The organism is Streptomyces sp. 2-1 (assembly GCF_048564895.1).
Classification (GTDB): Bacteria; Actinomycetota; Actinomycetes; order Streptomycetales; family Streptomycetaceae; genus Streptomyces; species Streptomyces phaeochromogenes.
Genome location: NZ_CP183383.1, coordinates 2,747,855 through 2,771,775, shown reverse-complemented (window position 1 = coordinate 2,771,775; position 23,921 = coordinate 2,747,855). Strand labels below are relative to the sequence as shown.

At 70.7% G+C, this 23,921-nt stretch carries 20 protein-coding genes and 1 pseudogene; 5 read left to right on the top strand and 16 right to left on the bottom strand.

Translation table 11 applies throughout. The features are described 5' to 3' along the window. The first annotated feature begins 155 nt into the window (after window positions 1-155). Window positions 156-644 (top strand): GNAT family N-acetyltransferase, encoded by a 489-nt coding sequence (locus ACN20J_RS12155; RefSeq protein ID WP_419665882.1) that lies wholly within the window; start codon window positions 156-158, stop codon window positions 642-644. A 76-nt stretch (window positions 645-720) separates the two neighbouring features. On the opposite strand, the gene ACN20J_RS12150 is transcribed toward ACN20J_RS12155, so the two are convergent. After that, a complete protein-coding gene (locus tag ACN20J_RS12150; protein ID WP_257678067.1) occupies window positions 721-855 on the bottom strand; it encodes a hypothetical protein in 135 nt (44 codons plus the stop codon). 225 nt (window positions 856-1,080) lie between these two features. Here ACN20J_RS12150 and ACN20J_RS12145 point away from each other — a divergent pair, with 225 nt between their 5' ends. Further along, window positions 1,081-1,743 (top strand): class I SAM-dependent methyltransferase, encoded by a 663-nt coding sequence (locus tag ACN20J_RS12145; RefSeq protein WP_189840146.1) that lies wholly within the window; start codon window positions 1,081-1,083, stop codon window positions 1,741-1,743. Between the two features lie 47 nt (window positions 1,744-1,790). Here ACN20J_RS12145 and ACN20J_RS12140 read toward each other — a convergent pair whose 3' ends face one another. Both ACN20J_RS12140 and ACN20J_RS12135 read right to left on the bottom strand, forming a co-directional pair. Continuing rightward, window positions 1,791-2,291: a DUF402 domain-containing protein gene (locus tag ACN20J_RS12140; protein ID WP_419665881.1), complete on the bottom strand. Its 501-nt coding sequence runs from the start codon at window positions 2,289-2,291 to the stop codon at window positions 1,791-1,793. Beyond that, window positions 2,272-3,192: a GNAT family N-acetyltransferase gene (locus ACN20J_RS12135; protein ID WP_419665880.1), complete on the bottom strand. Its 921-nt coding sequence runs from the start codon at window positions 3,190-3,192 to the stop codon at window positions 2,272-2,274. The genes ACN20J_RS12140 and ACN20J_RS12135 overlap by 20 nt, the downstream gene beginning before the upstream one ends. 71 nt (window positions 3,193-3,263) lie before the next feature. Between ACN20J_RS12135 and ACN20J_RS12130 the strand changes: the two genes are divergently transcribed. Then, complete coding sequence (locus tag ACN20J_RS12130; RefSeq protein WP_419665879.1) at window positions 3,264-3,644, top strand: GntR family transcriptional regulator; 381 nt, start codon at window positions 3,264-3,266, stop codon at window positions 3,642-3,644. A 329-nt stretch (window positions 3,645-3,973) separates the two neighbouring features. Here the strand turns inward: ACN20J_RS12130 and ACN20J_RS12125 are convergent, their stop codons facing one another. From ACN20J_RS12125 to ACN20J_RS12115, 3 genes and pseudogenes are all read right to left on the bottom strand, one after another. Then, the gene (locus ACN20J_RS12125) at window positions 3,974-4,180 is read right to left on the bottom strand and encodes a hypothetical protein (protein ID WP_246575221.1); all 207 of its coding nucleotides are present in this window, start codon (window positions 4,178-4,180) and stop codon (window positions 3,974-3,976) included. Between the two features lie 193 nt (window positions 4,181-4,373). Continuing rightward, window positions 4,374-4,721 (bottom strand): annotated as a pseudogene (locus ACN20J_RS12120) (hypothetical protein); the annotation flags it as partial. Window positions 4,722-4,949: 228 nt separating this feature from the next. Continuing rightward, on the bottom strand, window positions 4,950-6,044 hold the full coding sequence (locus ACN20J_RS12115; protein WP_189840142.1) for a DUF5925 domain-containing protein: 1,095 nt from the start codon (window positions 6,042-6,044) through the stop codon (window positions 4,950-4,952). A gap of 177 nt (window positions 6,045-6,221) precedes the next feature. Here ACN20J_RS12115 and ACN20J_RS12110 point away from each other — a divergent pair, with 177 nt between their 5' ends. Continuing rightward, window positions 6,222-7,643 carry a GH39 family glycosyl hydrolase gene (locus ACN20J_RS12110; protein WP_189840141.1) on the top strand — a complete coding sequence of 474 codons (1,422 nt, stop codon included), beginning with the start codon at window positions 6,222-6,224 and terminating at the stop codon, window positions 7,641-7,643. A gap of 22 nt (window positions 7,644-7,665) precedes the next feature. On the opposite strand, the gene ACN20J_RS12105 is transcribed toward ACN20J_RS12110, so the two are convergent. The 7 genes from ACN20J_RS12105 to ACN20J_RS12075 form a co-directional block, all read right to left on the bottom strand. Continuing rightward, window positions 7,666-11,613: a lipopolysaccharide biosynthesis protein gene (locus ACN20J_RS12105; RefSeq protein WP_189840140.1), complete on the bottom strand. Its 3,948-nt coding sequence runs from the start codon at window positions 11,611-11,613 to the stop codon at window positions 7,666-7,668. Beyond that, window positions 11,606-12,415, bottom strand: a complete 810-nt coding sequence (locus tag ACN20J_RS12100; RefSeq protein WP_189840139.1) for a polysaccharide deacetylase family protein — start codon at window positions 12,413-12,415, stop codon at window positions 11,606-11,608. Before ACN20J_RS12100 ends, ACN20J_RS12105 begins: the two co-directional genes overlap by 8 nt. Further along, on the bottom strand, window positions 12,412-13,398 hold the full coding sequence (locus ACN20J_RS12095; RefSeq protein ID WP_189840138.1) for a glycosyltransferase family 2 protein: 987 nt from the start codon (window positions 13,396-13,398) through the stop codon (window positions 12,412-12,414). The genes ACN20J_RS12100 and ACN20J_RS12095 overlap by 4 nt, the downstream gene beginning before the upstream one ends. Then, complete coding sequence (locus ACN20J_RS12090) at window positions 13,395-14,213, bottom strand: glycosyltransferase family 2 protein (protein ID WP_189840137.1); 819 nt, start codon at window positions 14,211-14,213, stop codon at window positions 13,395-13,397. The genes ACN20J_RS12095 and ACN20J_RS12090 overlap by 4 nt, the downstream gene beginning before the upstream one ends. 365 nt (window positions 14,214-14,578) lie before the next feature. Next, the gene (locus ACN20J_RS12085; protein WP_189840136.1) at window positions 14,579-15,673 is read right to left on the bottom strand and encodes a GNAT family N-acetyltransferase; all 1,095 of its coding nucleotides are present in this window, start codon (window positions 15,671-15,673) and stop codon (window positions 14,579-14,581) included. A gap of 1 nt (window position 15,674) precedes the next feature. Then, on the bottom strand, window positions 15,675-16,052 hold the full coding sequence (locus ACN20J_RS12080; protein WP_259333555.1) for a hypothetical protein: 378 nt from the start codon (window positions 16,050-16,052) through the stop codon (window positions 15,675-15,677). 481 nt (window positions 16,053-16,533) lie between these two features. Then, entirely contained in the window at window positions 16,534-17,742 is a 1,209-nt protein-coding gene (locus tag ACN20J_RS12075) for a S8 family peptidase (protein ID WP_189840134.1), read from the bottom strand. Between the two features lie 315 nt (window positions 17,743-18,057). Between ACN20J_RS12075 and ACN20J_RS12070 the strand changes: the two genes are divergently transcribed. After that, the gene (locus tag ACN20J_RS12070) at window positions 18,058-18,867 is read left to right on the top strand and encodes an SGNH/GDSL hydrolase family protein (RefSeq protein ID WP_189840133.1); all 810 of its coding nucleotides are present in this window, start codon (window positions 18,058-18,060) and stop codon (window positions 18,865-18,867) included. Between the two features lie 32 nt (window positions 18,868-18,899). Here the strand turns inward: ACN20J_RS12070 and ACN20J_RS12065 are convergent, their stop codons facing one another. From ACN20J_RS12065 to ACN20J_RS12055, 3 genes are read right to left on the bottom strand one after another with little or no spacing between them, the layout of a single operon-like run. Further along, on the bottom strand, window positions 18,900-20,597 hold the full coding sequence (locus tag ACN20J_RS12065) for a serine/threonine-protein kinase (RefSeq protein ID WP_419665878.1): 1,698 nt from the start codon (window positions 20,595-20,597) through the stop codon (window positions 18,900-18,902). 44 nt (window positions 20,598-20,641) lie between these two features. Further along, the gene (locus ACN20J_RS12060) at window positions 20,642-22,411 is read right to left on the bottom strand and encodes a sulfite exporter TauE/SafE family protein (protein ID WP_419665877.1); all 1,770 of its coding nucleotides are present in this window, start codon (window positions 22,409-22,411) and stop codon (window positions 20,642-20,644) included. Next, the gene (locus tag ACN20J_RS12055) at window positions 22,408-23,865 is read right to left on the bottom strand and encodes a tetratricopeptide repeat protein (RefSeq protein ID WP_419665876.1); all 1,458 of its coding nucleotides are present in this window, start codon (window positions 23,863-23,865) and stop codon (window positions 22,408-22,410) included. The genes ACN20J_RS12060 and ACN20J_RS12055 overlap by 4 nt, the downstream gene beginning before the upstream one ends. Window positions 23,866-23,921: the final 56 nt, after the last annotated feature.

The window sequence follows — 23,921 nt, the reverse complement described above, 5'->3', positions numbered from 1 at the left end:
TCGAAGCGGATCCGGGGTGCTTGTGATGCCTGGGGGCGATCAGCAAGCTAGCCCCTCGAAACCGCGAAATCGCCTGCTGGGAGGGGGTGAGGGCGATCCTTATGGTCCGCTTAAGGGGGTGCTGAGACTGCGATCAGGTAGGTACCGTTCCGGCCATGACGAAGACCCCGGAAGAAGCCCCGGCGGACACTCCGTACGAGGCTCGGATCCGCCCCGCCGTCGCCTCCGACACCGCTGCCGTGAAGGCCGTGACCGACGCGGCCTACCACCCGTACATCGAGCGCATCGGGGTGGTCCCGCGGCCCATGGAGGCGGACCACGCGGCCGACATCGCGGCAGGGCGGGTGTTCGTCACGGGGGAGCCCGTGACCGGACTCGTGGTGATCGAGGCGCACGAGGACCATCTGTTCCTCGACAGCATCGCCGTCCACCCGGACGCCCATGGGCAGGGTGTGGGTCGCCGGCTCCTGGCCTTCGTGGACGCACGCGCGCGTGACCTCGGGCTGCCCGAGGTCAGGCTCTACACGAACGCGCTGATGTGGGAGAACCAGAAGATCTACCCGAAGTACGGGTACGAACTCGTGGAGCGCCGCGTGGACGGGCCGTACGACCGCCTCCACTACCGCAAGCGACTGGCGCCGTGATGGCTCCTCGCGCCCTGACGGTTCCTGGTGCCGTGACGACTCCTGGCGTTGTGGCGGTTCCTCGCGTCGTGGCGGCTCAGCCGTCCGGCCACCACGTGCGTGCGATGTCCTTTCGGACCTCGGGGCGCTCGGCGGGGCGCTCGTCCGCGTCGTCCCGCACGCGACGGGAGTCCGACTTCCTCAGGGGCTTCTGCACGGTTACACGGCGCATGGCTGCCTCCTTGCATCTACCGGGTTCCGCGTTTGTACGGAGGTAGACCGTTCCGGGGAGAGTGACTCATCGGTGCCCGCTTGTCAGTGGCGGTAGTCACGTTTCACCTGTGAGTCCACATGCCGGACAACTGGGGGTTCCGCGCAGTTCCGACGCAGGTCCGGTGAAGTTCTGTCCCGGGCCCGGCGCCGGACCGTTGTCAGTGCCGGGTGTCACTCTGGGCACATGACGAGTAACAGCGCCAGTGAAGAAGTGCAGACCGAAGAAGTGAAGACAGAAGAAGTGAAGATCGGCGGAGAGCGGCCCGGTGTCGACTGGGACGCCGAGTCCGCGACGTTCGACGACGAGCCCGACCACGGACTGCGGGATCCCGCCGTGCGCGAGGCCTGGGCGGCCAGGCTGCGCGGCTGGCTGCCGCGCGGGCCGGCCGACGTGCTCGATCTGGGCTGCGGCACCGGCAGCCTGTCGCTCCTCGCGTCCGAGCAGCGGCACCGGGTGACCGGGGTCGACTCCTCGCCGCGCATGGTCGATCTCGCCCGCGCCAAGCTGGCCGGGCGGGACGCGGCGTTCCTGGTCGGGGACGCGGCGGCCCCGCCGGTCGGAGAGCAGCGCTTCGACGTCGTCCTCGTCCGCCATGTGCTGTGGACGCTGCCCGATCCCGGCCGCGTCCTGAGGCACTGGTGCGGACTGCTCCGCCCCGGCGGACGGCTCGTGCTCATAGAGGGCGTCTGGGGGACGGTGAGCCCGGTCGGCATCTCCGCCGACCGGCTGACCGGACTGCTCGCACCCCTCGCGGAGGACGTCCGCGTGGAGCCGCTGTCGGACGACCCACTGCTGTGGGGACGAGAGGTGGAGGACGAGCGGTACGCGGTGGTGGCCGTGCCCTGAGGGCTGTCGGCGGGGCTGCGGTCGGAGGTGTCCTGGCTGGGGCGGGCCTATGCCAGAAGTGCCTCGAAGTCGCCCTCGCGAGCACGCAGTTCGAGCTCGTCCAGGGCGGACCGGGCGGCGGCCGCGGCCTGCGGGTCGGTGGTCTCCAGACCGCTCTCCGCGAACTCGTCCTCGTCCAGCCGCAGTACGGCCGTGCCGTCGGCGGAGCGCCACAGGTCGAGGTCGAGGTCCTCGACGACCAGTTCGCCCCCGGAGACGGAGGCCGGGCGGGTGATGTCGCAGTACCAGCCCTTCAGCACGCCCTCGGGACCACGGACCTCCTTCACCGCGTACCAGCGGTCGCGCCAGTAGTGCTCGGTGAAGACGTCACCCGGTTCGAAGCGTACGAAGCCGAAGTCGCGGACTCCGGCACCGGCCCAGGGTGCTCGGACGGTGACGTGGGTGCCGTCGTCGTGCAGCAGCTCGGCCGGGTAACGGATCTTCGTACGACCCGCTTTGACCAGGACGATGTCCAACTGGAGGGGGGAATCAGACGAGTTCGCGGACATGTTGCACCTCCGTGGCGCAGATTTCGTAGCCGAACCACTTGTTGACCGCGAGCATCGGTTCGTTGCCCGCGTCGTTGGCCGTGAACGCCTCCGTGAAGCCGGCGGCGCGGGCGCGGTGCAGTGAGTCGTTCTTGGCGAGCTTGGCGAGGCCTCGGCCGCGGTGGGCCCGGGCCGTGCCGGTCATCACGGTGCCGTAGCGGGTGCCGTCGTCGGTACGGGCGGCGCTGAACGCCGCGGGGCGGCCGTCGACGACCGCGACCGAAGTCAGTTCATGGCTGAGGAGGGGGTGGTGCCAGGTTTCCTTCAGCCAGGCCTCGTAGTCCGTGAACTCATGGGCGATGTCGCTCGGTTCGTCCAGCAGCGTCTCCGCGTCCAGGTCGAACAGCGGGCGCGGGTCGTCCGCGAAGTCCGCGGCCGTGCGCAGCTCGACGCCCGCGGGCGGCTCCTGGCGCGGCGGGAGTGTGCAGGTCGCCAGGTCCAGGCGGAGGAAGTGCGCGGAGCGACGGGGGAGGTAGCCGCGCTTCTCCGCGAAGGCGCGGTTCGCCGGCTCGTCCACGACCCGGACGAAGGACCTGGTCACGTCCAGGGCGGCGAGGCGCTCCTCGGCGGTCCTCACGAGCAGCGAGCCCGCGCCCCGGCCCTGGCGGTCCGGGTGCACGTACACGTTCAGATAGCCCTGGCCGGGCTGCGGGCTGTCGTACACGATGCCGACCTGGGCCGTGCCGACGAGTTCGCCGTCCTCCTCCGCGACCAGCGGCTGGAAGTGGGAGTCGGGGTGGGCGTTCGCGGCGTCGTAGGTGATGGCCTCGGGGGTGGAGAGCATGAAGGGGAGCGCCAGGTGCCGGATACGGGCGAAGCCCTCGGCGTCTCCAGTGCGGAAGTCGCGGACGATCACAGTCATGACGTCGCACGCTACGTGGGAGGTGAGGCCGGGTGCCTCTCATTTTCCCGCCGGTGCGGGACAATCACTGCGTGACGCTGAAGATCGACATCGAGGACGAGGCGGGGATCGCGCCCTACGAGCAGGTGCGCGCCCAGATTTCCGAACAGGCGCGGGCCGGGGCGCTGCCGGTGGGCTACCGGCTGCCGACCGTGCGGGGGCTGGCCGAGGAGCTCGGCCTCGCCGCCAACACGGTCGCCAAGGCGTACCGGGCTCTTGAGTCGGACGGGGTCATCGAGACGCGGGGGCGCAACGGAACGTTCGTCGCTGCCGCGGGCTCGGCGGCGGAGCGGGAAGCCGCGTCCGCCGCGCAGGCCTACGCCGATCGCGTGCGGCGGCTCGGGCTGTCCGAGGCCGCCGCCCTCGCCGCGGCCCGGGACGCGCTGCGCGCGGCGTACGGGGCGTCCGGCTGACGGCTGACGACAGGTGGCTGGCGGCAGGCAACTGACGGGAGATGGCTGATCGTTGATGGCTGACGGCGAGGTCGGCCTGAGGCGAGGAAGGGTCGGCCGCGTAGCCATGTGGTGGCCGCCCACGGGGCACGGCAGCTGATGACGCCCAGGGGCGGAGGCAGTCCATTGTTGGAACGGCAAAGGGAGCGACGCGCCGCCTCCCGGGCGGCGGCGAATTCGCATGCCTCCTTGGCCGTTCTTTCCTGGGCGGAAAAGAATGCACCAGGCGCCGCCCGGCCAGTTCTTCGGGCGATGGTGGAAACGGGACGGCGGGAATGTGACGGCAGGGCCTAGGCGGCGCGGCCCCAACCGTTCGATGCCAGCTTTTCGGCGACGGCTGCCATTTCGTCGTTCACCGCCTTGTTGCCGGCGCGTGCCATGTCCGTGAGTTCAGGTCCCGCGGTCTCCGGTGTGCCGGCGTCGAAGGGCGGGGCGGGGGCGTACTCGAGCCCCGCGGTGACCCCGCCGCCGGTGATCCGGTTGCGGTCGACGACCACTCGGCCCTCGGTGTACTCGGCGTCGATCAGAGCCAGTACATCGACGCCACTCCAGCAGCTTCAGCGTGCCGGGGTCCACCGCACGGGAGGGCCCCTGAGCCTGCTCGGTTGCCGCCTCGTCGGCGAGCCGGAAGAGACGGGCGCGCTCCTGGTCGGACAGACGCGGCGCGCGGGCGATCCCGGTCAGAACGGCCTGCGAGGGGTGGCGTCCGCGAGCCTGCTCCAGACGGCTGTAGTGGTCCACCGAGATGTGCGCGAGCTGGGCGACCTCCTCGCGGCGCAGCCCGGGGTCCGGCGGCGGGACCCGTGCGGCAGGCCCACGTCCTCGGGCCGTACGCGCTCTCGCTTGCCGCGCAGGAACTCCGCGAGCGCGTGCTTGTCCAATGGTCACCACCGTACGCCCGGGCCGCGCGCCAGCCACGGACTCCCGGTCCCTGGATACCGGCCGCGGGACGACCACAGGGTGAGGGGACAGACACGCAGAACAACGTGCAGATCCGCGGACCGCGTGAAACGAAAGAGGACTGGGCCATGCAGGCATTCATGACGGGCGCGAGCGGATGCCCGGGCGGTGACTTCGAGGGCCCGTTGGTCATTGAGACCCGCTACGCCCAGCCCGGCAAACAGCCTGTCGTGGCGCTCGCCGGCCGCGGCGGCGGCCACACCATCCCCAACCCCGACTACCGGTTCCCGCGGCTCATGGGGAGGACCGATGACACTCTCGACGCTCCCGCCGTCATCTGGGCCTTCTTCTCGGAGGCTTCGCTGCCTACAGGTACAACCCCGCGTCCGCGCCCTCACGTTGGTCCGGGACCGAAGTCGGGGTAGTGCCCCGGCGCAGGGCGTAGAGCTCGGCGAGGGTGGCGCCGTCCCGGGGGAGGCCCTCCTCCGTGCCGAGCCAGGCGGCGGACTCGCGGCGGGTGAGCGGGCCGACCTCGATACGGGCGAGGCAGCGGCCGGGGCGTACGACGGCGGGGTGCAGGCGCTCCAGGTCCTCGTTGGTGGTGACGCCCACCAGGACGTTGCGGCCCTGGCCCAGCAGGCCGTCCGTGAGATTCAGGAGGCGGGAGAGCGCCTGGCCCGCCGTGTGCTTGGCCTCGCCGCGGATCAGCTCGTCGCAGTCCTCCAGCAACAGCAGCCGCCAGCGGCCCTTGCCCGTGCCGTCCTCCTCGCCGATCGCGATGTCCATCAGATAGCCGACGTCGGAGAAGAGCCGCTCCGGGTCCAGCACACAGTCCACCTGGCACCAGTCCCGCCACGAGCGCGCCAGAGTCCGCAGCGCCGATGTCTTGCCCGTACCCGGCGGACCGTGCAGCAACAGCAGACGGCCCGCGATGTCCTCGGGCGTCGTCTTCATCAGGCCGTCCATCGCGTCCGCCACGCGCGCGGTGTAGTTGGCGCGCACCTCCTCCCACGTACCCGCCGAGATCTGGCGGGTCGTGCGGTGCGGTCCGCGCCGGGGCGACACGTACCAGAACCCCATCGTCACGTTCTCCGGCTGGGGTTCGGGTTCGTCGGCCGCGCCGTCCGTGGCCTGGCCGAGCACCTTCTCGGCGAGCTCGGCGCTGGTCGCGGTGACGGTGATGTCGGCGCCCCGGTTCCAGCGCGACACCAGCACCGTCCAGCCCTCACCTTCGGCGAGGGTCGCGCTGCGGTCGTCGTCGCGCGCGGACCGCAGCACCTGGGCGTCCGGAGGGAGCAGCGTGGCCCCGGAGCGTACGCGGTCGATGTTCGCCGAGTGCGAGTGCGGCTGCTCGCCCGTCGCGAAGCGGCCGAGGAACAGCGCGTCGACGACGTCCGACGGTGAGTCGCTGTCGTCGACGTTGAGCCGGATCGGCAGAGCGTCGTGTGGGTTCGCAGACATGCCGCCATGATCCGTCACGTGGGCGACCCGTGCATCCGGTTTCCGCGTTGCGCATCGAAGGGGGCATATCGAAGAGGCACACCGGCGGGGACTCTGTGTATCCCCTCCGCCCTGTTACAGGGCTGTGGTCGACGGAACCTGTTCTACCGCTGACCCCCGCAGTTACTGTTGCCCTTGATGGGACGTCATGGGTGGAATTCGGGGGCTCGGCGGTGGCGGTTCACCGCTCTGCTCGGTGTGGGCGTGGCCGCTCTGGCCCTGGTGCTGACCCTGATCCACACACTTCCCGGCGACGCGGGAAGCGAGGCCGGCACGACCCGCGACGGTGACAAGGTGCACGGCACGCCGGCCGTTCCCCCGTCGGAGCCGAGGCCCGAGGTGGGCTGGGGCTTCACGCACACCCAGTTCAGCGCGGACGAGGGCAGCGGCGCCGCCACGAAGCGGGTGGAGAAGCGCCTCGGCGAGCAGCCCCTGCCGCAGATCCAGCACATCATGGGCTGGGGCGCGGACAACCCCGAGCCGGTCAAGGGGCGGTACGACTTCGAGGACATGGACCGCCGCATCGACTTCGTCCGGGAGACGGGCGGCACGCCGGTGGTCACGCTGTGCTGCGCCCCGGACTGGATGAAGGGCGGCACACCCGGCTCCGACAAGACCGACTGGAGCCAGGCGGCCCTGGAGACGGCGCCCGACCGCGCCCACTACAAGGACTACGCCGCCCTGGCCGCGACCGTCGCCAAGCGCTACCCGGACGTACGGCACTTCATCGTCTGGAACGAGTTCAAGGGTTTCTGGAACGATGCCGAGGCCCGCTGGGACTACGAGGGCTACACCGAGCTCTACAACCTCGTCTACAAGGCGCTCAAGAAGGTCGACAAGGACATCGAGGTCGGCGGGCCCTATCTGGTGATGGACAGCCTCGACCCGCGCCAGAAGGAGAACGCGTCGACGACGCTGAAGGGCAGCTGGGGCACGATGGACCAGCGGATCCTCGACGCCTTCGACTACTGGAACGAGCACAAGGCAGGCGCGGACTTCGTCGTCGTCGACGGGTCCAGCTACACCAAGGACGACGACCTGCTGCCGGACGAGTTCGGGGCCACCGACAAGTTCACGGCCGTCAGCCGCTGGGTCCGTGAGCAGACCGGTGACCTGCCGCTGTGGTGGGCCGAGTACTACGTGGAACCCGCCGACGGCGACGACATCCGCGACGGCTGGTCCGAGCCGCACCGCGTCGCCGTGCAGGCCTCGGGCCTGATCGCGATGGCCCGCGGCGGCACGACCTCCGCCTTCTACTGGAACCCGGAGACCGAGAAGGGCGCCACCTGCCCCGGCTGCCTGTGGACCCCGACCGACCGCGCCGGCGGCGGCAAGGCGTTGCCGATGCTCGACCTCATCTCCCGCTTCGACAAGGAGTTCCCGCCGGGCACCAAGTACGAGCAGGTCTCCGTCGCCGCGGACGACAAGCCCAACGTACGGGTCCTCGCCGACGACAAGGCCCTCCTCGTCGTGAACACCCTCGACCGGAAGATCAGTGCGCAGGTCGACGGGAAGCGGTTCGAGATGGGGGCGTACGAGGTGAAGTGGCTCGGCCGCTAGCCCCCGCATCCCCGCATCCCCCTCACGCCATCGTCAGGAATCTCTGTATCAGCGAAGCCAGCAGCACCGCCAGCAACGGCAGTGAGAACCAGAAGCTGCCCTGCAACCACTGCAGTTGACGCACGCTCGGCCGTACGGCCACCCGTACCACCTCGCGGGTCGTCAGCAGGATGATCAGGGCGATCGCCGCGAGGCCTCCGACGACCGACCACGGGGTCCAGGTGACCTGGGGGCCGATCGGACCGGGGTCGGGCTCGGGGACCTTGCCGTCCGGCTGTTTGCGCAGCGCGTAGATCGTCACGTCGTCGTTGGCGAACGTCTTGCGGAGCTCCGGCCGGGCGTCGAGGTTGTGGACGAGCCGGGTGTCCCAGGTCTTGGAGTAGCCCACGTCCAGCTGGAGGTAGGTCACCTGGCTGCGGTTGACCATGAGGAACGAGTTCGGACCCGCGTCCTTGAGGGACTTGACCAGGCCCGACACCAGGACCGGATCGGGCGGCGCCAGCGTCGGCAGGTACTCCACCTTCTCCATGTCCCGGGCGCCCCAGGGCATCGCGGGCGTCACGTTGTTCACCGTGTCGTCGCTGAGCCACAGCAGCCGTACGGTCGGCTTGTCGTGCGCGTACACGTACTCCATGCCGGCGACCTCGCCCGGCCGGATCCGCTCGAACGGCTCGTTGCCCCAGCGGGCCACCAGGAAGCCGCCCATCAGGACGAGACCCGCCATCAGCGCGGCGAGCGGGGCGAGGCTCACCCGGTCCTTGTCCCGTTCCTTCGCGGTGACGCCGGTACGCGGGAAGAGGGCGAGCGCGGCGAGCAGGGCCGCCCCCGGGAGGGCGAACATGAAGACGCGCAGCGCCATTTCGCCGCCGTACGACTGCATGCCGAAGCCCAGGAACGGGACGAACGTGAGGACCAGCAGCGACCGCTCGCGGTACTTGTGGTCGCGCCGCCGCCACCAGCCCCAGCAGGCCAGCGCCATCACACCGCCGGCCAGCGCCACACGCGCGTACAGCACGAGCTTGTGGGACGAACTGCCTTCCCCGATACGGCCGGAGACCGACGAGGACACGTTGCTGCCCACACCGCCGACCCCGCCGAACAGTTCGTCGAAGTGCCCCGACCAGTACGGCTCGGCGAGGAAGCCGATCCACACGCAGACCACGACGGCGAACAGGATGGGCAGGCCGCGCAGTTCGGAGCGGCCGATCAGGACGAGGACCGCGAGGACCCCCAGCATCACGAACGGCGTGAGCTGGTGCGCCGGGACGGTCGCCATGAACAGCCCGATCAACACCATGAGCAGTACGGCCCGTTGGCGCCGGTCGGTCGGCTCGACCTCCAGCTCGCCGGGCCGCGCCTTCGTCCACAGCACCCGTGGCGCCCGGAACCACACGAGCAGGATCGCCACGAAGACGAGATAGAGGAGGTACGTGAAGCCCTGCGGCGAGAAGTAGTCCTGGCCGACCCAGCCGCTGAGCACGAAGATCCAGATGCCGGTCCACTTGGCCCGCCAGCTCGCGCGCATATGGCGTACGAGCAGGAACAGCGGTGCCAGATAGAGGAGTTGTATGGCCGTCGGCCACCAGCGGATGACCTCGGTGAGGTCGGTGACCCCGCAGGCCTTCGCGACGAACGCGGCCCCCGCGAAGAAGCCCGGCCAGCTCCAGCGCGCGTCCAGGTCGGGCACGGCGGACCCGGTCCGGTCGATGTAGTCGATGAACCCGAGGTGCTGCCAGGCCGTCGCGAACCGCGGCTCGGTCTCGATGACCGCGGGCAGCGCGTGCAGCGACACCACGGTGGCCAGCAGCGTGACGAGCAGCAGAGCCCGGTGCTCACGGCCCAGCCAGAGCAGCGAGGCGAAGACCGTGACCAGCAGACCGGCCCCGACCAGCGTCGGCGTCGGCAGCACGGAGACCAGGCCGAGCCCGCCCATCCGGTCGAGATCGCGCTCGCCGAGTCCGGCCGCGGGCACCCAGTACAGGACCAGCGCGGCCGTCAGCAGACAGCCGAGCACCACCCCGAGCCGGGTCGGCCGCAGCCGCTCCCACCAGGGCACCGGCGGCGCGGACGGACCGGACGGACCGGAGGATCCACCCGCCTCAAGCGCACCCGCCTCAAGCGCGAGCGGCGAAGACCCCTTCCTGCGTACGGCCCCCGACGCGCCGGACTCGCTGCGTTCGCGTACGCCCTCCGACTCGTCGCCGGACCTGCCCTCCGACGGCTCGAAGGGGGCGTCCACCTCGACCTCGGACGGGCCGAGGGAGGTCTCGGAGCCGGGTTCCCGTTCCTCGACGGGCAGGCCCACCTCCACGCGGGCGGGGGGCAGTTGGAGGGGTGCCTTGAGCGCCCAGGTCGGCCGGTGGTCGGGACGCGGCTCGCCGCGGTGCTCCGGCCGTTCGACCTTCGGCGTCCCGACGGGCGGTGTCCCCGGACCGGGCCGTACGTCAGGCCGCCGCTCCAGGTGGTCGAAGTCCAGCTGCACACCGAGCGCCAGCGTGTCCGTGTCGAGCCGCTGCGCCCAGGCCGGGCCGCGCCCCTTCTTCGGCTTTTCCTGCTGAGACGCAGGCACATCACGGGCGCCCAGGTCCGCCAGGTCGCCGTCGGGCGCCGCGTCCTCGGGCACGGCGTCGGCCGGCGCGGTCCTGACGATCCGGTACAGCTTGGGAGCTGCGAGCGCCACGATGACCGCGAGGCTGGAGATCTCCGCCACGCCCGCGCCGGTCAGGCCCATGCGGGGCAGCAGGATCACCGTCAGCCCGAGCACCAGCAGGCACAACAGGCCCTGCAGCCAGGCGAGTCCGGAGGTGCGGCTCTGCGCGCGCAGCACCGCGAAGTACGTCTCCATGACGACCCGCAGCACCGCGCCGACCGCGAACCAGCGCAGCAGCGGCGTCGCCGCGTCCGCGTACCCCTGGCCGAACACACCGAGGATCCAGGGCGCCCCGAAGAACAGCACAGCGGCGACCGGCAGCATGATCCGCGCCATCCGGCGCAGCGCGGCACGGGTGTTCGCCGCCAGCCGCGCCGGGTCGTGCGAACCCTCGACGGTCAGCGAGGCGCCCATGTTGATGGCGAGCAGATTGACCGTGCCGCCGATGGTCGTGGTGATGTAGAAGTACGCGTTGTCGGTGGAACTGACCTGTGCGGCCACGATCACCGGGACGAGGTACACCACGGCGAGCGAGAACAGCGAGCCGGTGTAGTCGCCCGCCAGGAACCGCCCGATCTCCCTCGTGCTGGGCGGCTCGGCGTGCTCAGCGGTCGCCTTCACATGCCGCGGCACCAGGCGGCGGAACACCAGCCAGCCCAGCGGCAGCACGGACACCGCGATGGCAGCGACCCACGAAACGAAGACACCCATGGTCGGGATCGCCGCGGCGAACGCCACCAGCAGCACCAGCTTCACCGCGGAGAACACGGTGTTGCCGACCGGCACCCACAGCGCGCTGCGCAGCCCGGTCAGCACCCCGTCCTGGAGCGTCAGCACCGACCAGGCGACGACGGCCCCCACGAAACCGACTGCGATCAGCGGGCTGTGCAGGAAGCGGTACGAGGAACCCCAGAGGCTCAGCGTGAGCAGGAAGACGCCCGCGGCCAGCGCCACGACCACCGAACTGCCCGCGTACGTACGGAAGATCAGCCGTCCGGTGCCCCGCCCCGCGACCGGGATGAAGCGGGCGAGGGCGCCCGTCAGCGTCACCGCGGTGAGCCCCGCGAGGAGCTTCATCGCGGCGATCGCGGCGGAGCCCTGCCCGACCGCGGACTCGGAGTAGTACCGGGCGGCGGCCAGCCAGAAGCCCAGCCCCAGCACGGCGGAGATCCCGGTGTTCAGCATCAGGGCGTAGGCGTTCCGGAACAGCGGGCTGCCTCCGGACGACCGGCCGAGGCGGGGCAGCCGAAGGCGGCGCCCGGACTGCTCGGGTGCCTCGGACGTGGGAGTGTCGGCCTGGGCCGTGGTCGTGTCAGACACGGGAACGGATGGCCTTCCGGCGAACCTGTCGTGCTCTGCGGACCATGGCGTACCCCTTGGTGAGGGCCCGGTCCCTGGCGAAGGTACGGGCGATCGCGCGGCCCTCCACGAGCCGCTCGAACTCCTCGATACCGGTGCTGCGGCGCACGGTGACCCGTCGCAGCGCGTACGGCCCCTGGCGGCGCCGGGCGAGGCTGTTGCCGACGGCGAGCGCCTGGGCGAACCCGGCCTCGCGCACGATCCGGCGCACCCGGCCGCTGGAGTAGCCGTACGGGTACGCGAACGACGCCGGGCGGGTGCCCAGTTCGTCGGCGACGATCTCCCGGCAGCGCAGCAGCTCGAACCAGAGAACCTCGTCGGTCAGCTGGTCCAGCTGCGGATGCGTGTGGCTGTGGCCGCCGATCTCGACGTCCGCGCCCGCGAGCGCGCGCACCTGGTCCCAGTCGAGCATCTCGTCGAGGGCGCCCCCGGTGTCGTACGCGCCGCGCAGCCAGCCCGTCGACACGAACAGCGTGGACGCGAAGCCGTGCTCGCCGAGCACGGGCAGCGCGTGCCGGTGCACGCCCTCGTAGCCGTCGTCGAACGTGATCAGCACGGGCCGCCTCGGCAGCGGCTTCGACTCACGCCAGCACTCGGCGAGCGCGGCCGTGTTGACCGGCGTGAACCCCAGGTCACCCAGGAGCGCCATCTGTTCGGTGAACGCCTCGGGTGCCACCGACAGCTCCTGGGTCGCGTCGTTCGGCGCGGTCGCGACGGAGTGGTACATGAGAATCGGCACGCGCGCATCGCGCGGATCGTTCATGGCTTCGCCCCCTCGATCTGCACGACCGAGAACGTGGCCCCACCCCTGCGTGCCCGGACGCTGCCGAGAACGTACCCGCCCGCCGCCGTCACCACTCCGGTGACGATGGCGGCGGCCCGGCCCGCGCCGCCGGGGCGCGCGAGCAGCGCGTCGCGCAGCCCGCGCGCGACCCCGGCGGGCAGTACGCGCGTGGTGTACCGGCGCTCGGACTCAAGGCCCTTGTCGGCGCCCACACTCCGCGCGACCAGCGCCTTCGACAGACCCTCGGCGTACGTCCGCGTACGGAAGTACGCGAAGTGCTCGCGCGCCTCGGGCACCCGGTGGTGGATCACCGCACGGTCGTCGATCAGCAGGACCGCGTCCGGCCGGGCGCGGGTGAGGCGGATGCACAGCTCCGTCTCCTCGCAGCCCAGCGGCCGTTTGTCGCCGTCGCGCCCGATGCCGGTCGCGAAGCCGCCCGCCGCGTCGAAGGCGCTGCGCCGGAACGAGGCGTTGCCGCCCAGCACGTTGCGCACCTGGACCCGGCCGGGCGGCAGACCCTTGTACGTGCAGCCCACGACCCAGTCGAACTCCTCGGGGAACCAGGCCGGCCGGCGGCCCGACGCCCAGATCGGCATCGTACGACCGCCGACGGCCATGACCAGCGGATCCTCGTACCCCTCGGCGAAGTGGCGCAGCCAGTCGCGCTCGGCCACCGCGTCGTCGTCGAGGAAGGCGATGACGTCGCCGTACGAGGCGGCGATGCCGGTGTTGCGGCCCGCGGAGAGGCCCCGGGGGCCCGCGTTGGCGAGCACCCGAACCCCTTCGGTCTCCTTGTACTCCTTCGACAGCCGGTCCAGGAGCACCTGGTTGTGGTCCACCACCAGGAGCGTCTCCAGGGCCGGCCTGGACTGCGCCCGCACCGAGTCCACCGCCGCGAGGATGTCCTCCCAGCGGTCCTCGGTGTAGACGCAGACCACCACGGAGATGTCCAGGGTTCTCAAGACACCTCTCCCGGCCCGGAGTTGAGTGCCACGGCGTGCGGACGACGGCGCAGCGAGCGACGGTTGGAGCGCTCCTTGAGGATCACCTTGAGCACCCGCAGCCCGTCCCGCACGGCTCGCAGATTGCTCGAACCGTGGATCCGGAGGTACTCATGGCTCGGTATCTCCTGGACCTTGAGCCCCGCCTTGACCACCCGGATGTTCATCAGGGTCTCCACCTCGAAGCCGGTGCAGTCGAGGTCGATCTTGTCGAGGCAGTGCCGCCAGAAGGCGTTGTAGCCGTAGCAGAGGTCGGTGTAGCGGGCGCCGAACTTGGCGTTGACGGCCGCGCACAGCACATGGTTGCCGAGCTTGCGGATCGGCGTCATGTCGGATGTGCCGCCGCCGTTGGCGAACCGCGACCCCTTCGCGAAGTCCGCCCCGGAGACCAGCGCGGAGACATAGCTGACGATCTCGTGGCCGTCGGCCGAGCCGTCCGCGTCCACCATGACGATGATGTCGCCGGTGGAGGCCGCGAAACCGGTGATCAGGGCGTCTCCCTTGCCCTTGCCGACCTGCTTGACGACCTTGACGTCGGGCCACAGTTCGCGGGCGACCTCGACGGTGTTGTCGGTGGAATTGCCGTCGACGAGAACCACTTCGTGGATCCATCCAGGCAAAGTCTTGAAGACGTACGGGAGATTCTCCGCCTCGTTCATGGCGGGAATCACGACGCTCACCGGAGGCGCTATGGCCAGGTGAGTCGATATGGGCCGGTACTTGCTGGCTATGAGCGGATCTTTGCCCGAAACCGCCGGGCGCACAACAGAACTCATGAGTCTGATCCCTCTCGTCCGGTGGACCGCCCGCCCCTGGGCGGTCCGGCATTTTGTCCGGTTCGAAAGGGGGGTTTTGTCACTTACGGCATGCCGAAATCGATCTCCGTGCAAGCCGGGTGAGCTGGCAAAGCTGGCCGACTGGCTGGGTCGGTCGCGCGGCGGCACTCGGCACAAAAGCGGTCACCGAGCACGGCACCCCCCTACCGCGCCCCGCGCCGGGCCCTCTTCGCGATCCTGAGCCCTCCCCTGAATCGCATGTGCATGATGGTCCGATGCGGGTGGATGTACGACGGTATTGATGATTGAGACGATATGGCAAGACCTGGAACGTGGCCTCACGTTTTTGTTGGTTTGGACGTTACCTAACGGCCCGAGCGGATTTTTCCCATCCGCTTGAGGGCTTTGTCGGCCGGCTCGAAGAGCTCCGGCCGCGACAGCACCACGTTGCGCAGCGCCCGGACCGGGGCGCGCCGCGCCCGGTGTCCGAGCGCCACGGGATGGCGGCGCGTGACCAACCCCTCGGACACGGCGAGTTCGCGTGTCTTCAGGGAGTCCTTGTATTCCTTCTGCCCCCGGCCGAGATCCAGATAGGCGATGCCGTCGGCGGCAGCCGCCTCGGCCATGCGCAAATGCAGGACAAGGCCCGGGGAGTATTTGGAGAACGCCGGGTCGTACGCGGGGAACCAGCACGCCAGGACGCGCTCGGAGCGCAGCCCGAAGTGCGCGGCGATCGGCCTGCCGCCCGCGTAGAGCACCGACAGGATTCCGGCGAACGGCTCGGAACGGGTGTGGAAGAGCTGGTGCGTGAGCCGGGTGATCCACGGCTGTGCGAAGCGGTCGCTGCGACCGGTCCTGCGGTACTGCGCCGACTTCCAGCCCATCAGCGTGAGCAGCGCCTCGGGATCACGCTCGTCGTGCACATAGCGGACCTCGCCGTGGTCGCGGCCGAGTCTGCGGTCCTTGGCGAGCGTGGTCCGGGTGAACTTCGGTGAGCGGGCCCGCAGTTCGGCGAGATACGTCTCGTACCCACGGTCGACGTCCATGACCGGAGAGGGGAAGGTGCCGGAGGCCTCGGCCTCGAACGGCTCCTGGCCTTCCACCAGGTGGTCGAACTCCCACACCGCGAGCCCGCAGGCCCGCAGCAGTTCCCTTGCGTCCCAGGTGAAGCCGGGCCCGTGGACGAGGCCCTGGCAGTCGGAGACGCCCAGGCCGACGGCCCGGCCGACGCCGGTGGTGGTTCTCTGGAACGGGAAGAAGGCGACCGGTTCGCCGCTCTCTCTGACGACGGCGATCCGTACGCCGCGTCGGCAGCGTCCGACGGCGAGGGTGAACTCCGGTGACAGGAACGGGTTGGCGAGTTCCGGCGCGCCCTGCAGATGGGCCTTCGACTGAAGGGCCGACCACGCCGCCCGGTCGGCGGCGGTGAGTTCGCCGGGGCGGTACACGCTGATGTTCACGTCAGGATGCCCGTCTTCTCACTGTACGGCCACGGAACCGCCGTACCAGGACCAGCAGGAGAATGAGGGAGCTGAGCGCGGCCACGGCCGCGATTCCGCCACGGACCGACCACCGGTGCACCGCGAGCATGCCTTGGGCGACCAGGAGGTTGAGAGCTACTGCTGCTGACAAGGACGCGATGGTGCGGCCGAACGGTTCCATGCCGCGCAGGGCGATTCCTACCGCGGTTCCCGGAGCGGCCAGCAGGAAGAAGAGCGCGAACGGGGCGCGCAGGGGTGAGTCCGTGTCGGTCAGGGCCAGGACGGCTCCGACGCCGGCGATGGCCGCGGCGGCGCCTGCGAGCAGGGGGAGCAGGTCCCTCCCCGGATCCTGGTCCAACCGCTCTTCACCATCCGATGGGGATGGGTCCGATGGAGATGGCTTGATACGTATGCGTAAGGTCTGCATTGGCGACTTTGCCCCCCGACGCGCCGGATGCCGGGCTTCAATGTGGCCCAGCGGTGTGGGGGGCGTCAAGATGAGGGCGCCGTTGATGTTTGGGTGGGGGGTCGGTTGTGGCTGGTCGCGCCGTTCCCCGCGCCCCTGAAACTGGGCCCGCGTCGCAAGGATGCAGCCGTGCCCCCGTCAAAAGATTGCGCCGTTCCCCGCGCCCCTGAGGAGTTGGCCCGCGCCGCAAGAGGGCAGCCGTGCCCCCCGTCAAAAGATTGCGCAGTTCCCCGCGCCCCTGAGGGGTTGGCCCGTGCCGCGAAGGGAGCAGCCGCGCCTCCGCCAAAAGATTGCGCAGTTCCCCGCGCCGCCGCCAGAAGAATGCGCAGGTCCCCGCGCCCCTTGTCAGGGGCGCGGGGACCTGCGTACGTCATTACGGGACGATCTTCAGGAGGCGGTTCGGGGAACCCGTGCCGGGGCTGGTGACTACGCCGGTGGTGGCGCCGTTCACGAGGGCTGTGGATACCTGGGCCGGGGTGGCCGAGGTGTGGCCCGCCAGGTAGACGGCGGCTGCGCCGGCGACGTGCGGGGTGGCCATCGACGTGCCGGAGATGGTGTTCGTCGCGGTGTCGCTGGTGTACCAGCCTGCCGTGATCGACGAGCCGGGGGCGAAGATGTCGAGGATCGAGCCGAAGTTGGAGTAGCTGGCCTTGGCGTCCGTGCTGGTGGTGGCGCCGACCGTGATCGCCGTGGCGACGCGGGCCGGGGAGTACGAGGAGGCGTTGGCGCTGCTGTTGCCCGCCGCGACCGCGTAGGTCACGCCGCTGGCGATGGAGTTGGCCACCGCGGTGTCCAGGGTCGTGGACGCGCCGCCGCCGAGCGACATGTTGGCGACCGAGGGACCACTGTGGTTCTGGGTCACCCAGTTGATGCCCGCGATGACGCCCGCGGTGGTGCCGGAGCCCGCGTTGTCGAGCACGCGGACCGCCACGATGTTCGCCTTCTTGGCGATGCCGTAGGTCGAGCCGGCGATGGTCGTGGCGACGTGCGTGCCGTGACCGTTGCCGTCCGAGGCGACGGTGTCGCCGTCCACGGCGTCGTAGCCGTAGCTGGCCCGGCCGCTGATCTGCGAGTGCGTGATGCGCACGCCGGTGTCGATGACGTACGCCGTCACCCCGCTGCCCGCCGAGTCCGGGTAGGTGTACGTGCCGGAGAGCGGCAGCGCCGCCTGGTCGGAGCGGTCCAGGCCCCAGGGGGCGTTGGACTGGGTGGTGTCGGTGACGTGCACCGTCTGGTTCTGCTCGACCACGGCCACCGACGGGTCCGCGGCCAGTCTCTTGGCCTCGGTCGCGGACAGGGTCGCCGTGTAGCCGTTCAGCGCGGCGCCGAACGTCTTCTTGACCGTGCCGCCGTACTCCTTGATCAGACCCTTGCCCTCGGTCGACGAGGCCTTGAAGTCCACGCCCTTCTTCAGCGTGACGATGTAGCTGTCCTTCACGGCGGTGGGGGAGTCCGCCGCGAGGACCCGGCCCTCGGCCGGCGCGGCCTGGGCGGGAATCGCGGTGACGGCGCCGAGCAGGGCGGCGGTCGCCACGGAGGTTATCGCGGCGATCCGGATCTTCTTGCTACGCAGCTGTGCCATGCGAGGGAGTCCTCCTCATAGGCGGCGTACGCCTGGGTGGGGCGCACGTCTGTGGGGGGTGCGTGCGTGATCGCACGCACAACCAGGAGCGTTGCGTTCCGCTACCGGTTGAGGCATCAGCGTGATCGATCTACGCGTGCGGCTCAAGGGAGTTGACGCTTTGTCACGCGCCTGTCATGAACACGCAATCGAACGCACAGTGAACGCAAAGAGTGGGATCCGGTAGGTCCGGAAAAGTCTTGGCATGGACACTTCCTGTCAACACGCGTAGCTGCTACGAAAGTTACGGCAGAGATCCTGCTAAAGGGAGGTTCCATGAGACGTTCCCGACTTACGGCATACGTGACCTCGCTCCTCCTCGCCACCGCCTTCGCCCTCACCGGGGCAACGACGGCCCAGGCGTCCCAGCAAGCAGCAGCCACGGGCTATGTGGCCCTCGGAGACTCCTACTCGTCCGGTGTCGGCGCGGGCAGCTACATCAGCTCCAGCGGCGACTGCAAGCGCAGCACGAAGGCCTACCCCTACCTCTGGGCGGCCGCCCATTCACCCTCGTCGTTCAGTTTCACGGCCTGCTCAGGCGCTCGTACGGGTGATGTTCTGGCGAACCAGCTGGGCCCGCTCGGCTCCGGCACCAGCCTCGTCTCCATCAGCGTCGGCGGCAACGACGCGGGCTTCTCCGACGTCATGACGACCTGCGTCCTGCAGTCCGAGAGCGCCTGCGTCGCCCGCATCAACACGGCGAAGGCGTACGTCGACTCGACACTGCCCGGCAAGCTCGACTCGGTCTACTCGGCGATCAGCGCGAAGGCCCCGGCCGCCCATGTGGTCGTCCTGGGCTACCCCCGGTTCTACAAGCTGGGCGGCAGCTGCCTGGCCGGCCTCACCGAGACGGAACGGGCCGCCATCAACAGCGCCGCCGACTACCTGGACAGCGCCATCGCCAAGCGTGCGGCCGACCACGGCTTCACCTTCGGCGACGTACGCCCCACGTTCACCGGTCACGAGATCTGCTCCGGCAGCGCCTGGCTGCACAGCGTCAACTGGCTGAACATCGGCGAGTCGTACCACCCGACGGCCTCGGGCCAGTCGGGTGGCTATCTGCCCGTCCTCAACGCCTCGGACTGATCACCGCCGAGGCCCGGATCGCCTCGGACCGACTAGTGCCGAGGCCTGATCGCTCCGTTCGGCGCGAGCGCCTGCGGAGCGTCGGAGGAGGCCCCGCCCGTCGGGGCCTCCGTCTCGCACGTCACCGAGAAGGGCACCTGTTCCGACTTCGCCTCCTTGGGACTGCGGACCTCCACCCCGATCTTGTTCTGGTACGTACCCGACGCGTCGTACGTCGTCGCGATGACCGTGTTCTGCTTGGTCTTCCCGCCGTTCGCGGGGAACGACAGCGTCTTCCAGCTCGGGTCGGACACCTGGCCCGATTCCGTCACCCAGCGGTACTCCACGTCCGCAGGCACGACCGTCACCGTGAACGTCGCCGTGAAGGTCGGAGCCTCGGCGTCGGGCGGCGGGCAGGCACCGGTGTAGTCGGTGTGCGAGCCCGAGACCGTGACCTTCACGGACTGGGTGGGCGGCTTGGTGGTCTGGCCGCCGGTGGTGGTCGAACCGCCGTCGCTCCCGTTCGAGCTCGAGCTCTCCGTGGTCGAGCCGCCGTCCGTGCCGCCCCCACTGCTCCCGTTGCTCCCGCCGTTGTCACCGCCGCCCGTCGAGCCACCGGTGCTCGATCCGCTGTTGGAGGTGTCGTCCCCGCCGCCTCCGTCGTCCCGGTTGACCAGGGCGTACGTCAGTCCCGCCAGCGCGAGCGCGAGCGCGGCCAGACCCGCGATCATCACGATCGTCGCGCGCCGGGGATGGGCGGGCCCCGTGGTGGTGGTCGTCGCGGACGGCGTCCGCTGCGGCGAGTAAGCGGGCTGTGTGTAGGCGGGAGGTGTGTACGCGGGCGTGGGGGTCGGCGGGGTCGGGGCCGGCTGTCGCAGCGCCGCGATCGTCGGCGCGTAGGCGGCGCTGCCCGTATGGGGGGTGCCGCCCGCCGCGACGAGCCGGAGATCCCGCTCGGCGTCCTCGGCCGACGTGCGGTCCGCCGGGTCCTTGCGCAGCAGACCCTCGATCACCGGGGCCAGCGGGCCCGCGCGCTGCGGCGCGGGCAACTCCTCGTCGACGACCGCCCGCAGCGTGCTCAGCGGGGTGTTCTGGCGGAACGGCGAGTTGCCCTCGACCGCCGCGTACAGGAGCACACCGAGCGACCACAGGTCGGACTCGGGTCCAGGCGTACGCCCCAACGCCCGCTCCGGGGCGAGGAATTCGGGTGAACCGATGACCTCACCGGTCATGGTGAGCGCCGAACTGCCCTCCACCGTCGCGATACCGAAGTCCGTGAGGACGACGCGGTCGTCGTTCGACAGCAGTACGTTGCCGGGCTTCACGTCCCGGTGCAGGACCCCCGCCTCGTGCGCGGCCCGCAGCGCGGCGAGCACCTCCGCGCCGATGTGCGCGGCGCGCTGCGGCGACAACGGGCCCTCGGCGTCCAGCAGATCGGAGAGCGCGATCCCGCGGATCAGCTCCATCACGATCCACGGGCGCCCGTCCTCCGTCGCCACGTCGTAGACCGTCACCACATTGCGGTTGGCGACCCGGGCCGCCGCCCACGCCTCGCGTTCCAGCCTGGCGTACATCCGCTCGGCGTCGGGGCCCGGCAGTCCGCCCGGGGCCCGTACCTCCTTGACGGCGACCTCGCGGTGCAGCACCTCGTCACGGGCGCGCCAGACCGTCCCCATCCCGCCCTCGCCCAGCGGAGAGAGCAGACGGTAGCGCCCCGCGATCACTCGTTCACTACCCGGATCTTCGGACACGGGCGTCCCCCATTCGCATCCGCACGATTCTGAACAAAAGTAGCTCAACCGAGTGCGGTTGCGGCCCCCCTGAACACCAATCCAGCCCCAAGGGCCACCACGACGAACGCGGATCCGATCGGCACGGTCCGCCGGAGCAGGGCCGCGGTCCGGCCGCCCGACCACCGGGCGCCGTTCTCGATGGCCTTCGCGACCCGGCTGCCGATCTTGACCACGGCGAACCCGGCCGCCGTGAGCGTGAGCGCGAGCCCCGCCCCGAAGGCGAGCACGAGCAGCAGCCCGAACCAGGCCTTGCCGAGCGCCGCGGCACCGACGAGCACGACGACCGCGGAGGGACTCGGTACGAGGCCACCGGCGAAGCCGAGAAGAAGGGTGTCCTTGAGCTTGAGGGAGGGGGAGGGGGAGGGGGCGTGAGAGTGGCTGTGCGGGTGGGGGTGTGAGTGGCCGCCGTGACCGTGATCGTGGGGGGCGTCGTGGTCGTGGGAGGGGCCGTGGTCGTGGGTGTGAGCGGGGCCCTGGTCGTGGGTGTGGGACGGGCCGTGGTCGTGCGTCTGCTTGTCACCGTGTGCGTGATCGCCCCCGTGTGTGTGGACGCCCTTGTGGCCGTCCTCGTGCCCCTGCGCATGCGCAAGGACAAGCGCGCGATCATGACTGTGGGCGTGCACGTGCCCATGGCTGTGGCTGTGCCCGTGACTGTGTCCGTGGCCGTGGGAGTGGCTGTGCCCGTGTCCGCGCTGACGCCAGGCCCGGCGTACGAGGGTCGCGCCGGCCAGCATCACGATGACGCCGCTCGCCACACCCAGCCAGGCGATCACCGAGGGCGCGGCGGCCGAGCCGGCGGTCACCAGGATGCCGAGGGCGACCACGCCCAGCGTGTGGGTGACGGTCACGGAGATGGCGAGCGGCATGACGTCGCGCATCGTGGCGTTGCCGCGGGCGGCGGCCGTTGCGGCCATGATCGTCTTGCCGTGGCCGGGCGCCAGGGCGTGCATCGCGCCCAGCAGCACGGCGATGCCCAGGGTGAGCGCGGCGAAGCCGAGGGTCAGGTCCTGGCGGGACACCAGGTCGTCCAGCGCGCGGGTGAACCGGTCGGCGCCGCGCGGCAGGATGGAGGAGCCGGGCGCGTCGGAGTTCTCCTCGACGAGCGCGGGACCGCCGGGGCGGACGCGCAGCGACGCCGTCGCCGTGTCCGCCGGGGACGACAGCAACTCCTTGGGGTACTTGGTCAGTTCACCCGAGACGGACTTCGTCGGTACGTCCGAGGCGGTGAGGGTCATCCGGTCGCCGCGTGCCGTGACCTCGCGCCAGCCGGGGCCGTCGTCCACGGAGGCGCGGAAGCGCACGGACAGGTTCTTCTCGGCGTTCTCCGGCAGCGGGGCCGTCCAACGGCACTCCACCCGAAGGGTGTTGAGCCCCGCCTGGCCGGGCCGCACCCGGGCGAGGCTCTCGCCGACGGTCAGCGCGACGGCCTCCCCGTCCACGGTCACCCGGCTCTTGCCGGCCGCCGTCTCGCACCGATCCCGGGCCCAACTCTCCATGCCCGCCTCGTCGATGGCGGGCTTGGCCTGGGTCGCCGGGATCTCCGCGAGGTCCTCCACGTGATCGACCCGCAGTTTCCCGGGACCGATGACGAGTCCGTCGTACCGGTTGACGGTGAAGTTGCCGAGCGGATGCGCGGACGCGGTTCCGGAGGGGACCAGCACGAGCGCGCAGGCCGCCACGAGGACGGCCGCACCGGACGCGAACGCCCGTCGGCGCACGGTCACTTGCCGGGCGAGCCGGCCCCGGAGGCCGCGCGCGGGGACGGTGCTCATTCGGCACCGCCCAGGGCCTTGAGCGTCTTCTCGGCCAGCTTCGCGCCCACCGGGGAGAAGCCCGGGTTGAGCTTCAGCGCCGCCGAAAGGCTGCCGCGGGCCGCCTTCTTGTTGCCCGTGGCCTGTTCGATCATGCCGCGGTGGTAGAGGAACGTCGCGTCGCGGTAGCCGGTGGCCGTGGCGCGCCGCGCGTAGGGGAGGGCCTCGTCGTCGCGGCCGTTGACGTGCAGGGCCCAGGCGAGCGCGTCCGCGGTGTGGACGGTCTCCCTGCGGTCCCACTCGGCGCGGGCGGCGCGCAGGGCGGCCTTGCGGTCGCCGTGGTCCGCCGCCGCGAGGGCCGTGTCGAGGTCGGCGTTGACGCCGTTGGCCCGGGCCAGCGCGGTCCAGGCGTTCACCAGGGCGTACTGGGCACGGGCCTTCGCCTTGTCCTCCTCGCCGCCGCGGGCCTCGTACAGCTCGCCGAGGACGACCAGCGGGCCGGGCAGCGGGAAGCGGGCCACGACGTCCTCCATGCCGGCGATCGCGGTCTTTCGGTCGCCGTTCGCGGCCTGCGCCCTGGCCCGGCCCTCCAGCGCCGGGAGGTACACCTTGTCGGCCCGCAGGGCCTGCTCGTAGTACGTCAGCGCCGTCTTGTACTCGCCCTCGCGCCAGGAGAGTTGGCCGAGCGCCGTCGCCACGTACGCGATGTCGCCGGGGGTGGAGGCACCGGCGAGCGCCTGCTTCAGGACGCGTCGCGTCGTGGTGACGTCGCCGCGCAGCTCCCGTACATAGGCGTAGCGGGTGAAGACCGGGATGCCGGGGCGGCGCTCGTCGGCCTGGTCGGCGGCCTTGGACGCCTCCTTGTAGCGGCCGAGTTCGACGAGGGCGTCGATGCGGGTCGACAGCGCCCGCTCGTTGTACGCGTTCTCGTCCAGCGCCTTGTCCGCGTAGCGGAGTGCGGCGGGGAAGTCGTGCCGGGCCGCGGCCAGCGCCGAACGGCCCGCGAGCGCCGGGTCGTTGTCCGGCTTCAGCTTCAGGGACCGCGCCAGGGCGCGCTCCGCCTGCGGATAGCGGGACGGGTCGCCGTTCGTGCGTGCCTGTTCGATGTAGGCGACGCCGAGCGTGGACCAGCCGCCGTAGTCCTTGGGCTGTGCCTTGAGGTGGGTCTGCAGTGCGGAGATGCTGGAGGCGAGGCTGCCGGTGGCCAGCAGTTCGGGAGCGACACCGGGCGCGGACGCCACCGTACGCACGCCGTCGTCGTCCTTGTTGCCCAGGACCACCGCTCCCGCGGTCATGGCGACGGCGATGGCGACCGCGCACGCGCCGAGCCGCAGCATCCGCGCCCGCGGGGACTCAGGACTTTCCTTCGGCCGGTCGGACCGGTCGCTTCGGTCGGGCCTGTCCTCGCCCTCGGGCGGCGGGGTCACGTCCGCGCGATCCTTCTCCTGCGCGTCCTCGTTCGTACCCGGGGCCATGCCCTCTCCTCAATCTCCTTGATGGAAGCGGTGGTTCGGGGTGAGCGGCGCGGCCC

What these genes read in the sequence shown, in the direction of transcription:
- ACN20J_RS12155 (WP_419665882.1), top strand. Translation starts at nt 156, where the DNA reads ATGACGAAGACCCCGGAAGAAGCCCCGGCGGACACTCCGTACGAGGCT.
- ACN20J_RS12150 (WP_257678067.1), bottom strand. Translation starts at nt 855, where the DNA reads ATGCGCCGTGTAACCGTGCAGAAGCCCCTGAGGAAGTCGGACTCCCGT.
- ACN20J_RS12145 (WP_189840146.1), top strand. Translation starts at nt 1,081, where the DNA reads ATGACGAGTAACAGCGCCAGTGAAGAAGTGCAGACCGAAGAAGTGAAG.
- ACN20J_RS12140 (WP_419665881.1), bottom strand. Translation starts at nt 2,291, where the DNA reads ATGTCCGCGAACTCGTCTGATTCCCCCCTCCAGTTGGACATCGTCCTG.
- ACN20J_RS12135 (WP_419665880.1), bottom strand. Translation starts at nt 3,192, where the DNA reads ATGACTGTGATCGTCCGCGACTTCCGCACTGGAGACGCCGAGGGCTTC.
- ACN20J_RS12115 (WP_189840142.1), bottom strand. Translation starts at nt 6,044, where the DNA reads ATGTCTGCGAACCCACACGACGCTCTGCCGATCCGGCTCAACGTCGAC.
- ACN20J_RS12110 (WP_189840141.1), top strand. Translation starts at nt 6,222, where the DNA reads ATGGGACGTCATGGGTGGAATTCGGGGGCTCGGCGGTGGCGGTTCACC.
- ACN20J_RS12100 (WP_189840139.1), bottom strand. Translation starts at nt 12,415, where the DNA reads ATGAACGATCCGCGCGATGCGCGCGTGCCGATTCTCATGTACCACTCC.
- ACN20J_RS12090 (WP_189840137.1), bottom strand. Translation starts at nt 14,213, where the DNA reads ATGAGTTCTGTTGTGCGCCCGGCGGTTTCGGGCAAAGATCCGCTCATA.
- ACN20J_RS12075 (WP_189840134.1), bottom strand. Translation starts at nt 17,742, where the DNA reads ATGGCACAGCTGCGTAGCAAGAAGATCCGGATCGCCGCGATAACCTCC.
- ACN20J_RS12070 (WP_189840133.1), top strand. Translation starts at nt 18,058, where the DNA reads ATGAGACGTTCCCGACTTACGGCATACGTGACCTCGCTCCTCCTCGCC.
- ACN20J_RS12060 (WP_419665877.1), bottom strand. Translation starts at nt 22,411, where the DNA reads ATGAGCACCGTCCCCGCGCGCGGCCTCCGGGGCCGGCTCGCCCGGCAA.
- ACN20J_RS12055 (WP_419665876.1), bottom strand. Translation starts at nt 23,865, where the DNA reads ATGGCCCCGGGTACGAACGAGGACGCGCAGGAGAAGGATCGCGCGGAC.